Here is a 12,666-nt window from a genome sequence, read left to right as displayed (position 1 = left end):
TTAAATACGATCATCGTTAAAAACGGTGGAAACGTACACTATGACGGCACGTCTTTTACCTATATCGATGCAACAGGAGATACGCAGACCATTGATTTAGAAGCCCTTGTTAAGGCCAATGAAACGCTAACAACCTTAGTTAATGTAGAAACTATTATTGCAGGAGAAGATGGAGATGAAATAAAAGTGTATTCATTGACCTATACAGATGAGAGAGGAGGAGAAAATCCGATTGACATTGAAGTATTAGTTAAAGGAAATGAGACTATTACATCATTGGTATATGATCCAACGGAACATGTATTATCCTATACCAATGAGTTAGGAGAAGTCACGACCTTGAAATTAAAAGAGTTAGTAGAAGGTGGAGAGTCTTTGACAAAATTAGAGTTCGACGCCAGTAACAATACCTTGCTGTATACAGATGAAAATCAGGTGATTCATACGATAGAGATTGATTCAATCAATCAACACCCTTGGTTGGATTCAGACACACATAAAACGGCGACTTCTCCTAGTGCGGATATTTATACCAAAGGATGGGTAGGCATCGGATTCACAGAACCTTCAGGTGCGCTGAATGAGCGATTAAGGGTGAATGGAAGTATTACAGCAGTGAATAGCTATTATGCGGATTATGTTTTTGAAAATTATTTTGATGGATTCTCTTCCTTAAAATACGATTACCAATTCAAAACCTTAGATGTGGTAGAAGAATTTATTAAAGAAAATCGTCATTTACCTGGAATAACACCAATTCACAAGTTAAGTAAATCAGAAGATGGATATGCATTTAATGTATCTGAATTATCAGTACAGCTCTTAGAAAAAACAGAGGAATTATACTTGCATATCATCGATCAAAATAAAGAATTAGAAGAAAAAGAAGCGAGAATTAGAGAATTGGAACAAGTTAATCAAAGCATACTTGAGAAAGTAGAACAACTAGAGCAAACGCTTTTGGAGTTCATGCAAAAAACTAACTTTTAAAAACAGATAACTATGCATAATACGAATTTGATATATAAAAGATTCAAGCAAGGATTCGCCTGCTTGTTGATCCTGTTCATGGGAGTTTTTTCAGGGCTAGCTCAAACCCATATGACAAAAATAAAAGACGGAACTATTTCAGGAACCACAGCTACACCTGGCTTGGGGGTGATTTTGGAATTAGAGAGCGCCAATAAAGGATTTTTAACTCCTCGATTGACCACACAGCAACGAGATGCAATTGTTCTAGCTAATCGAACAGATGGCTTGTTGATTTACAATAAAACTACGGGTTGTTTTAACTATTGGAGTGATGCGCAAGAAGTGTGGCTAAGTATCTGTGGAACACCACCGCCCGCTGTTTTTGAAATCGATCAACTCCAATGTGACGCTGTAGCAGCTCATGGAATATTGAAACAAGGAGAGTTCTTAACTGCCTCCAATTATGTAACTATTCCAGTTACTGTTACCCAACCCGGAACTTATGAAGTAACTGCCTTAACAGATAACGGTTACTACTTTACTACCAGTGGTACATTTCCTGCTGCGGGTACTTATACCTTAGTTTTACAAGGTGTAGGAACTCCAAATATTGGGTATACTGCTGGAGAACAAGGCGATTTATTAACCATTTCGCTGAATAATAAAGTTGCTAGTTGTCAACACTATGTTTTTGTCGAAAATGCGGCAGTTAGCTATACGATCAATTGTGATCAAGTACAAGTTTTAGGTGACTATAGAATCGGAATGAGACTTGTGTCAACAAATAAGATGGTCTTAACTGTAGATGTAACCTCTACAGGATATTGGAGTATCACAACCAATACAGTAAATGGCTATTCGTTTAGAGGTTCAGGAAGCTTTACGTCTACAGGTGAACAAGAAATTGTCTTATTAGGTACAGGAGCTCCTATACAATCGGGAATTAACCTATTTAACTTTACAACGAATTCAGATGTGACTACTAGATCATCTTGTACAGATATTAGTGTTACTGTAAATGAAATTAGCTACAAAGTCGATTGTTCAAATGTTTCTTTTACAGGTGTTTTCAAGCAAGATGAAACACTGACAGCTTCGCATACAGCCAAACTTTCCGTAGAAATTCGCTCAACAGGAGAAACAATCCTCGAGACCAATACCGTTAATGGAGTTTATTTCACGTCAGGACCACTTTCTTTTGATGAGTTAATTACAAGAGAAGTTGTTCTAACAGCGGTAGGTACACCAGTAGAAGCAGGTTCTTTTGAATATGTGCTTCAAGCTCAGACGGGTATGGAGGCAATTTGTTCCTTTGAATTAACCGTAATTGCACAGCCTGTGGCTTATACAATGCAATGTACTTCTATTGAAATGCTTGGTAATTATGCCCCAGGTGTACCTATGATTGCCAACAACTTAATGTTTGTACAAGTGAATGTCACCTATCCAGGGCCTTATACCATTACGACCAATATGGTTAATGGAATTAAATTCGAAAAGAGTGGTGTCTTCGAACAAACAGGTATGCAAACGGTAGCACTTGTTGGACAAGGAATTCCAATAAGTGGCGGTGTACATCGATATACAATCACTACAAATAGTGCCTTAGGAGGAAATACGTGTAATAAAAATGTAGAATTCTTATATCGCACAATGAAAGTATTGGGATTAGGTTCATTAGGATACCAGCCTGGTTCTGCTGATGCTGGATACTCTGTAGGTACAATGTTAAAAACACCAGCTAACTTTGGACCAAATGGAATTGTACAAGTCGATCGAGTGGAAGTAATTGATGGAGGAACAAGTCAAGGAAATGCCTTGAAAAATTTTATCAATAACAATAAAATTGACATTATTGTCGTGGGATATAACTATCGTCCTAGTGCAGCGAGTATCGCCATATTAAGTGATTTTGTGAAAAATAAAAAAGGAGTTCTATTCCATGGACAAGAAAATGATGTAGCAGGGGCTCGTGATCTAATTAATTCAATCGCATATTCCGCAGCTACTAACGTGTCTGAAACGAAGAAAGTTTGGGTTAATCCAATTATTACAAGTACTGATCCAATGCTAGATGGACCTTTTGGAAATATTGTTGGAAAAGCATTAGGAGGCGATTTAGATAACTCCCTTTATGTAACAGGCTATTCGAATGAGTTTACTAGTTTAGCCTATCAAAATGGTGATCCGAGTCGATCTTGGGCGTTGAAACACAATACGCTTGGTTTTGTATTTATCGGAGATGGTGGATGGGTAGCAGGAAATGTGAGTAATACATCCGATTATAAATGGCCCGCACCAAGAACTTCAGGTGGAGCTCCAATTAGTAAAATGTACTATGGAGGAGTTGTCGTATACAATAGTATTTTCTATACCAATGGCTTAGCATGGGCGATGCAATACGTACAAGAAAATACGGATGTGAATTATATAATACAATAATACAAGATAAATTTTTACGAAAAAGAGAGGGTGTTCAAGTTGAACACCCTCTCTTTTTTTATTAGGATACGATACGAGTAGAGCATGAAAAAGTAAATGGCAACCTTTTCGATGCAGCGGAAAAAAGAGGGGAAAAGAATCAAATGGAAAGCAATATAAAAGAGTTCAATTCTGCTTTTGTCATTTATAGTAAGAAAAGCAAAGCCAAATAAATAAAATGTAAACAAAATAGAAAGAATCATAAGAGGATTCGTATTATATTTCTTTAATGTTGATTTTAGTTTAAAAAAATATAAAAAATAGCATTAAGTTTGTTTTTTATTTGTTAATACATTATTTTTGATTGTTGTTTAATGTGAAAAAGAAACAGAATAATGGAAAACAGATTAATGTTTGACTATACAAAGAGAATACTAGAAAATGTAAGTTTTGATTCCGAACTTTTTGTAAAAGAGTTCCATAAAGCCCTCCTACAAATGCTACCTTACGATGTCGATCGTTTGGAACAATGGGTAGAAGATTACGTCCAAGACAAGCCGACTTTACATCAAAAATTAAGTCAATTGGAAGTAGAAGAGGTATAAAAGTCAAGCACCAAAACAATATTCATACAAATAAAAACAAGTTTGGTTACAGTTAGTTAAAGAAAAAAGAGAGAGCTTAGGCTCTCTTTTTTAGTTTACGGTTTACAGCTAACGGTTAACCAAAAAAAAACCCGCTTAAAGCGGGTTTTTTCTATTAATAGTACGTATAACGTCTTACTTGTGCAATGTATTTCGCTAAGCGAATTACTTGGTGGCTATAACCGTATTCGTTGTCATACCAAACATACATCACTACGTTTTTACCATCAGCAGAAACAATAGTTGCTTTACTATCGAAGATAGCAGGTGCTGATGTCCCAACAATATCAGAAGATACTAGTTCGTTGTTCAATGAATATTTGATTTGCTCAACTAAATCACCGTTTAACGCTGCTTTTCGCATTACTTCATTTAATGCTTCAACAGATGTTTCTTTTTCGATCTCTAGGTTTAATACCACTAAGGATCCATTTGGAACAGGTACGCGGATTGCATTAGATGTCAATTTACCTGCTAATGAAGGTAAAGCTTTTGCTACAGCACTTCCTGCTCCTGTTTCTGTAATAACCATGTTTAAAGCAGCTGCTCTACCACGACGGTATTTTTTGTGCATATTATCAACCAAGTTTTGGTCATTTGTATACGCGTGGATCGTTTCTAAGTGTCCTTTTACTACACCAAAGTTATCCTCCATAACTTTTAAAATAGGTGTAATTGCATTCGTTGTACAAGATGCCGCAGACCAAATGTTTACTTCCGCTGGGTCGTATGCTGTATGGTTTACACCGTGTACAATATTTGGAACTCCTTTTCCTGGTGCTGTCAATAATACTTTTGAAGCTCCTTTTGAAGATAAGTGACGTTTTAATGCCTCTTCTGTTGTGAATGCTCCTGTGTTGTCAATAATTAACGCATTGTCAATGTCATAAGCCGTATAGTCAATCTCTTCTGGTGTACCAGCTGAAATCATGTGTACCGTTGTTCCATTGATAATTAATGCATTGTTTGCTGGATCAGCAATTACAGATCCTTCGAAATCGCCGTGAACTGAATCGTATTTTAATAAAGAAGCTCTTTTTTCTAATAAAACCGCATCATTCTTGTCACGTGTTACAATGGCTCTTAAACGCATTTGTTGTCCTTTTCCAATCTTGTTCATTAACTCGCGAGCCAATAAACGTCCAATACGACCAAAACCGTATAGTACCACATCTTTAGGAACAATTTCTCCTGTGTTCTTAGCATCTTTTAATTTGCTTACAACAAAACCTAACGCATTGCTATGCTTGTTGTCTTCCAAGTGATATTCGTAAGTTAAACGACCAATATCAATTCTTGAAGGTGGAAGATCAGCCTGTTGAATCGCTTTCGCTATCTCAACCGTATCAAAAATGTTAATCGGTTTTTCAACAAACTTAGCAGCATATTCATGTAAATTAATGATATCACTAACGCTACGGTCAATCAATTGATTGCGGAACATTAATAACTCAATAGATTTATCAAACCATAAGTCGCTTATGATCTTAATAAACTCTACACATGCTTTTCTTCTGTCTGCTTGAAAAGCCAATTCCTTTTCGTATAAACTTGTATCTTTCATATTGTGTTAGATTGTGTTGTATAAAATTAGTGCAAAAGTCCGCTTTTTTTATGAATAAAGCAAAAGTTAAATTTTGAATTAATAAACACTACTGCCTATAGATAAAGCTTGATTAATTCACCTCTTGGAGATAAGATGTCTAGTTTTGTTCGTTGATTTTCAGCCTGTTGTTTGAGTAATTTTCGAGCTTGATCAATCGAACGGATCTTTTGTCCATTGATCGCCAATAAGATTGCATTGGTTAACTCAGCTTCATACGGGAGGTATTTCTCAGCCGTTATCGCGGTAATTTTAACCCCATAGTTGATCTTGAATTTGGTCTTTTCTGCTCCGGTGAGATCGCTGAACTCAATCCCATGGAAAACAAAACTCCCTGTATCGGCTTGCATCAGCTTGATATCTTGTTGTAGTGTTTTTGCCTGTCTTTGAAGAGTTAAGTGAACAACATCACCTGGACGTTTGGTATTGAGCACATTTTTGATGTCGACAAAAGAAGAAATGGACTTGCCATTGATCGCTGTAATCACATCACCTTGTTGTAGTTGTACGTGGGCTGCATCCGAATTGGGAACAACGGTTTGAATATAAAAACCGCTGTCTGTTTGCAGTTGCAGTTGTTGGGCCGTGCTAGCATTTAATTCGAAGCCACTAACGCCTAATACACCGTGTTGTACATTGCCATAGTGTAAGAAATCCTCGACAATTTTTTTGGTTACATTAGAAGGAACGGCAAAAGCATAGCCCACATAAGAACCTGTATTCGAGGAAATCATGGTGTTGATACCAATTAATTCGCCTTGTACATTGACCAAAGCCCCTCCACTATTGCCTGGATTGACAGCAGCATCCGTTTGAATAAACGATTGGATGCCCGTTTCAGATAAATTTCTCGCCTTAGCCGATATAATTCCCGCAGTAACAGTTGATGTCAGGTTGTACGGATTTCCAACCGCAAGGACCCATTCACCTAGTTGAATCGCATCAGAATCGCCAAAGGTCAGAAATGGCAGTTTTTCAGCGGTTTCAATTTTGAGTAAAGCGAGATCCATCTCTTTTTCTGTCCCAATGAGTTTGGCCTTATACGTTTTATTGTTGTTGAGGGTCACTTCCAATTCCGAAGCATTGGCAATCACGTGATTGTTGGTCACGATATAACCATCTTCAGAAATAATAACCCCAGAACCTGTACCAATTTGGGTTTGTGTACCACCCTTATAGCCATAAAAAAATTCCAGTAAAGGATTACTGCGTGTCGTGATATAGCTTAGATTTTTTACGTGGACCACCGCATTGACCGTATTTTCTGCTGCTGTGGTAAAATCAACAGGACTTCCAGCTACTACGCGATTCGCATTTGGTGCAGCTGTACGAGCTGCTACTTCTGGTGTAAGTGGAGTTTTTTGTTCGAAATAATACGTATAACCCAACAAAGTAATCGCTGCCGTTACCAAGCAGGTCAAAAAGGTAATGAAGAATTTTTTCATAATACAATAACGGTTAAAATGAAACTAGAGTAAAAATAAAAAAGGGATAGAGGAATCAAAAAGTGTTTAACCAATGGTTAACAAAGTATAAAATGCAAAGGATTATTTGTAAATTTGGTTCCAAACTTAGCTAAAACAATTGTATATGTTGTCCTTTTGGAAATACCAAGGAACGGGAAATGACTTTGTCATGCTCGATAACCGTCAAAATACAGTGGATACCTCAAATGCAGATCGAATAGCCGATTTATGTGATCGCCGATTTGGAATTGGTGCAGATGGCTTAATCTTGATAGAGGAAGATGAGCAAGCCGATTTTAAAATGGTGTATTTTAATGCAGATGGCAAAGAAAGTACCATGTGTGGCAATGGCGGACGTTGTATTGTAGCCTTTGCCAAACAATTGGGAATCATTCAAAATGAATGTCACTTCAGTGCGATTGATGGCCTGCATTATGCGACCATTGATGCCGCGGGAATTGTATCGTTGCAAATGATTGATGTACCCCAGGTAGCGGTGAGAGAAAAACACATATTCGTCAATACAGGATCTCCACATCACGTAGAAATTGTGCGTAACTTGATGTATTTTGATGTATATAAAAAAGGCAAGCAAATCCGCAATAGCGAAGCTTATGCACCCAAGGGAACCAATGTTAACTTTGTCGAACAAGAGGGACCCAATCACTTTCGAATTCGAACCTTTGAAAGAGGAGTAGAAGATGAAACCCTATCTTGTGGGACAGGGGCAACAGCAGTCGCCTTGGCAATGCATACACTGGGAAAAGTAGACCAAAACGAAGTGAAAATAGAAGTTGAAGGCGGTGAGCTGTCTGTCGCATTTCAATATGTAGATCAAACCTATCAACAGGTATTCTTAAAAGGACCCGCAACATTTGTCTTTCAAGGAACCATTAGCCTATAACTATGATTAGACTAGAAACTGCCGAAATTTATCTTCGTGCATTAGAACCTGAAGATTTAGAATTTATCTATCAAATAGAAAATGATGTCAGCTTATGGGAGGTGAGTAATACACAAACGCCTTATAGCCGTTTTTTAATTCATCAGTATTTAGAAAACGCCCATCAAGATATTTATGAAGCCAAACAATTGCGCTTGGTCATTTGCTCCAAAGAGACGAATGAAACACTCGGATTGATTGATCTGTTTGATTTTGACCCCAAAAATGGTAGAGCTGGGGTGGGAATCGTGATTCAAGATCAGTCAAATCGCGCTCAAGGGATTGGTTCTCAAGCATTAGAATTGGTAATTAATTATAGCCGAGAATTTCTGTTTTTGAACCAACTTTATGCTAATATTGCAGCCGATAATCAAGCGAGTATTCAATTGTTTGAAAAATATAACTTTAGAACCATTGGTGTCAAAAAAGCATGGACTAGAGTAGGCCAAGAATATAAAGATGAAATAATGTACCAGTTAATATTTTAAAAAGAAATGAAATTAAAAAATATACTGATCGCACTCTCCGTAGTAGGTGCTTTTGCTTTGTTAGGTTATTTGTATGTGTGGTATGAGAAAGCTTTTTCTCCCAATGTACATGATTGGGATGAAAAAGAATATTTCTATATCCAAACATCAGATAACTTTCAAGATGTCCTACAAGCCTTACGCCCTTATTTAAATAATCCAGAAGGATTTGAGGAAATTGCCAGCCAAAGAAGCTACAACAGCAATTTAATTGCAGGTCGATTTAAATTGACTAACGGCATGGATAGCTATAGCTTAATCGAAGCCTTGCGAAAAAATGTACCAGTTCGCTTGACCTTCAACAACCAAGAGCGAATTGAAAACTTAGCCGCTCGCATTGCAGATCAAGTGGAAGCTGATAGTACGGCCATGATGGAGACCTTCTTGGATTCTACATTCTTAGAAGAAAATGGATTTACAAAAGAAAGTGTTTTAGTGGGATTCTTACCAGAAACGTATGAGTTCTATTGGACCGTAACCCCATTGAGAATGCGAAATAGAATGCACAAAGAATACTTGAAATTTTGGGATGAAACCAGAAAAGAAAAAGCGGCTGCATTGGGATTAACCCCAGTTGAAGTAGCAATCTTAGCCTCTATCGTACAAAAAGAAACGAGTAAAAATGACGAGAAAGCAAAAGTAGCAGGGGTATACCTCAATCGCTTGCGTATAGGTATGCCTTTACAAGCGGATCCAACGGTTGTATTTGCCAAGAAATTGTATACGAATGACTTTGATCAAGTAATCAAAAGAGTCTACCATAAAGATACCGAATTAGAATCACCTTATAATACCTACCAAAATGTAGGACTTCCTCCAGGCCCAATCTTTATGCCAGACAAAGTGACGATTGATGCTGTATTGAATGCAGAAAAACACGACTATGTGTATTTCTGCGCTAGTGTAGATCGAATGGGATACCACGAATTCGCTACTACTTTAGCACAACACAACCAAAATAGTAGAAAGTATAGCAACTGGTTGAATCAATCGGGGATAAGATAGTTTGCAGTTAACCGTTTACAGCATAGAAAAAAAGCTAGGGTATTTGCCCTAGCTTTTTTTGTTTACTCTCGCTTCTTTGACTAAGCGACAAAACGCTTAAACAAGTCGTATAATTAAACTATATTCTCCGTTTTCAATAGGCTACTTCGTGATTCCCTCAAGTTATCTTCGTGATTTCTTCAAGTTATCTTCGAGCTTTCTTCGACAAAAAGACGTGTTTTCCAAGTATTGTCGAAGGAAACTCGAAGAAGTGTTGGAGGAAGATCAAAATAAAGGCAGAGAATTCACCTTGAAAGGTGTGTTTTGTTTTTTTTTTACAAATCTTACCCAGCTCACCTAATTCTTACCCAGCCCTATAATAGTTCTAATAAATCGGTCATCTTTTGCAAAGAGATAAATTGGGTGTGTTGGGGTAAGCTATCGTGTTGTTCATGAGACCATGTCACGTGATAGGGTAAATATCCAGCATGAGCATCGAGTGCCAATACGGGCAAAATATCTGATTTCATTGAGTTGCCGACCATAAAGAATTCTTCAGGTGTACAAGATAAACGCTGTAAGAGCTGCTGATAATCTGTCGTTTGTTTATCACTCATCACCTCAATATGATGAAAATAGTGCGCTAAGTTAGAATTGGCTATTTTTCGCTGTTGATCCAATAAATCTCCTTTTGTAGCAAGAATTAAATTGTACTTGCCGTGTAAGGCATCTAAAGTAGCTTGAACTCCATCAAGTAATTCGATGGGTCTTTGCAGTAAGTCGTGCCCTAAGGCAATGATTTGACTAATCACCAACGGAGAAATTCGATTCGAACTAACCTGTTGAGCTGTTTCAATCATACACAAAATAAATCCTTTGATACCAAATCCATAAAGCGGTAGGTTTTTTACTTCGGTTTGATAGAGGGCTTGTGAAAGCGTGTCCGATGTGGCATACTCTTTCAATAGTTGAGTGAATTGTTGCTCTGCTTCTTGAAAATAGGGTTCATTGACCCATAGGGTATCATCGGCATCAAAAGCAATCGTCGTAATTTTATGTTGTAGTTGCATGTTTACTCTTTTTGTAATCAAGGGTGTAAATTTCCACAATTTATGCGAAATGGAAAGGACATTTGTCTTGTCTAGTGAAAAGTTAAGGCCTAGTCCCTAAAAAATAAAAAGGATATCCTTTGTGTTGGATATCCTTTGCTATTTGAACAATACTTGCGTATCTATAGAACTAAATTATTTATTAATCTCTTCTGAAGTAAACCCTAACTTAACAGTAGGGAATTTGCTCTGTGTCATTTGAACGGAGAATTCACTATCCGCTAAGAAAACCAATTGACCCGATTTATCAATAGCCAAGAATTTTTGCTTGATGCGTTTGAACTCTTTGAACTCCTCATTTTTCGGATCTTCTGGACGGACCCAACACGCTTTGTAGGCAGGGAAATTTTCATAGGTACACTTCGCACCGTATTCATGCTCTAAACGATACTGAATAACCTCGTATTGTAAGGCTCCAACGGTTCCAATTACTTTACGACCATTCATCTCTAGGGTAAATAGCTGTGCAACTCCTTCATCCATCAATTGGTCAATTCCCTTTTCCAATTGTTTCGATTTCATCGGATCTGCGTTGTTGATGTATCTAAAGTGTTCCGGAGAGAAACTAGGAATTCCTTTAAAGCTCATGATTTCGCCTTCTGTTAGGGTATCACCAATTTTGAAGTTTCCCGTATCGTGTAATCCTACAATATCTCCGGCGTACGAAATATCCACAATCTCTTTTTTCTCAGCAAAGAAAGCATTCGGACTAGAGAATTTCAATTTCTTGTTTTGACGCACGTGTAAATAAGGTGTGTTGCGCTCAAAGGTACCCGATACAATTTTAATAAAGGCCAAACGGTCTCTGTGTTTTGGATCCATATTGGCGTGAATCTTGAATACAAAACCGCTAAATCCTTTTTCCGTTGGTTCAACCAATCGGGTATCTGACTCTTTGGGTCTTGGAGAAGGTGCAATTTGAATAAAGCAATCCAATAATTCGCGTACACCAAAGTTATTCAAGGCAGAACCAAAAAATACAGGTTGTAACTGTCCTTTTACATACGCTTCTCGATCAAAATCAGGGTAAATCTCCTGGATAATTTCCAACTCTTCTCTTAATTTGCCTGCTGTGGTATCGCCGATTAAGTGATCCAATTCTTTTGATTCTAAATCTGAAATATGAATGACATCATCGATGTTTTTTCGACTGTCATCAGTGAATAAGTTGATGTTCTTTTCCCAGATGTTGTAGATTCCCTTAAAATCATACCCCATTCCAATAGGATAGCTCAACGGAGTTACTTTTAATTGTAGTTTTTGTTCTACTTCATCCATCAAGTCAAAGGCATCACGCCCTTCACGGTCTAATTTGTTGATGAAAACAATCATCGGAATGTTGCGCATGCGACATACTTCAACTAACTTTTCCGTTTGTTCTTCCACCCCTTTTGCTACGTCAATCACAACAATAACGCTGTCTACTGCCGTTAACGTACGGAAAGTATCTTCAGCAAAGTCCTTGTGACCTGGCGTATCTAAGATGTTGATTTTTTTGTCTTTATAATTAAAGGCTAATACAGATGTAGCAACTGAGATTCCTCTTTGGCGCTCAATCTCCATGAAATCCGAAGTAGCTCCTTTTTTAATCTTGTTATTCTTCACTGCACCTGCTTCTTGAATGGCTCCTCCAAAAAGAAGTAATTTCTCTGTTAAGGTAGTCTTACCAGCATCGGGGTGAGCAATTACACCAAATGTTCTTCTGCGTTCTATTTCTGTTAAAAAACTCATCTCTAAAAAAATTAGGTTGCAAAAATACTCATTATTTGCTAAAAATAATAATAATGAATAGTAATCGTTGGTTAAGCGGTGGGATTCACTTCCCACCGAAGAGGAGATTCATCGGTAAAGCGATAGAAGAAAACAGCAAATGAAAAGGAAATTAGAAGGAAAAAACCAAAGAGAATGTTAATCCTTAAGGTAAATAAATGAGGGTTTAGTAATATTGTTAATTAAGTTTTTTAACTTGTTTATTTAAGCGTATTTTTACCCGTTTT

9 protein-coding genes and 1 pseudogene are annotated in these 12,666 nt (G+C 37.3%); 6 read left to right on the top strand and 4 right to left on the bottom strand.

Features of this window, described 5'->3' with window-relative positions; all coding sequences use genetic code 11:
• From ACPDHL_RS14780 to ACPDHL_RS14770, 3 genes and pseudogenes are all read left to right on the top strand, one after another.
• Window positions 1–990, top strand: a pseudogene (locus ACPDHL_RS14780) (hypothetical protein); the annotation flags it as partial.
• A gap of 12 nt (window positions 991–1,002) precedes the next feature.
• Window positions 1,003–3,414 carry a hypothetical protein gene (locus tag ACPDHL_RS14775; RefSeq protein WP_430533514.1) on the top strand — a complete coding sequence of 804 codons (2,412 nt, stop codon included), beginning with the start codon at window positions 1,003–1,005 and terminating at the stop codon, window positions 3,412–3,414.
• A gap of 374 nt (window positions 3,415–3,788) precedes the next feature.
• A complete protein-coding gene (locus ACPDHL_RS14770; RefSeq protein ID WP_430533513.1) occupies window positions 3,789–3,998 on the top strand; it encodes a hypothetical protein in 210 nt (69 codons plus the stop codon).
• 154 nt (window positions 3,999–4,152) lie between these two features.
• Here the strand turns inward: ACPDHL_RS14770 and ACPDHL_RS14765 are convergent, their stop codons facing one another.
• Window positions 4,153–5,601 carry a glyceraldehyde-3-phosphate dehydrogenase gene (locus ACPDHL_RS14765; RefSeq protein WP_430533512.1) on the bottom strand — a complete coding sequence of 483 codons (1,449 nt, stop codon included), beginning with the start codon at window positions 5,599–5,601 and terminating at the stop codon, window positions 4,153–4,155.
• A 95-nt stretch (window positions 5,602–5,696) separates the two neighbouring features.
• Window positions 5,697–7,085: a trypsin-like peptidase domain-containing protein gene (locus ACPDHL_RS14760; protein WP_430533511.1), complete on the bottom strand. Its 1,389-nt coding sequence runs from the start codon at window positions 7,083–7,085 to the stop codon at window positions 5,697–5,699.
• 145 nt (window positions 7,086–7,230) lie between these two features.
• On the opposite strand from ACPDHL_RS14760, the gene dapF reads away from it, so the two are divergent.
• From dapF to mltG, 3 genes are read left to right on the top strand one after another with little or no spacing between them, the layout of a single operon-like run.
• Entirely contained in the window at window positions 7,231–8,010 is a 780-nt protein-coding gene (dapF, locus tag ACPDHL_RS14755; protein WP_430533510.1) for a diaminopimelate epimerase, read from the top strand.
• Window positions 8,011–8,012: 2 nt separating this feature from the next.
• Window positions 8,013–8,537 carry a GNAT family N-acetyltransferase gene (locus tag ACPDHL_RS14750; RefSeq protein WP_430533509.1) on the top strand — a complete coding sequence of 175 codons (525 nt, stop codon included), beginning with the start codon at window positions 8,013–8,015 and terminating at the stop codon, window positions 8,535–8,537.
• Between the two features lie 6 nt (window positions 8,538–8,543).
• Window positions 8,544–9,581: an endolytic transglycosylase MltG gene (gene mltG, locus ACPDHL_RS14745; protein ID WP_430533508.1), complete on the top strand. Its 1,038-nt coding sequence runs from the start codon at window positions 8,544–8,546 to the stop codon at window positions 9,579–9,581.
• Window positions 9,582–9,934: 353 nt separating this feature from the next.
• Here the strand turns inward: mltG and ACPDHL_RS14740 are convergent, their stop codons facing one another.
• Complete coding sequence (locus tag ACPDHL_RS14740) at window positions 9,935–10,630, bottom strand: HAD family hydrolase (RefSeq protein ID WP_430533507.1); 696 nt, start codon at window positions 10,628–10,630, stop codon at window positions 9,935–9,937.
• Between the two features lie 174 nt (window positions 10,631–10,804).
• A complete protein-coding gene (locus tag ACPDHL_RS14735; protein WP_430533506.1) occupies window positions 10,805–12,400 on the bottom strand; it encodes a peptide chain release factor 3 in 1,596 nt (531 codons plus the stop codon).
• Between the last annotated feature and the right edge of the window lie 266 nt (window positions 12,401–12,666).

Origin of the sequence: Myroides sp. C15-4 (genome assembly GCF_050522745.1) — a bacterium.
Classification (GTDB): Bacteria; Bacteroidota; Bacteroidia; order Flavobacteriales; family Flavobacteriaceae; genus Flavobacterium.
The sequence above is the reverse complement of the archived record's forward strand: the minus strand, read 5'-3'. Positions and strand labels throughout refer to the sequence as shown.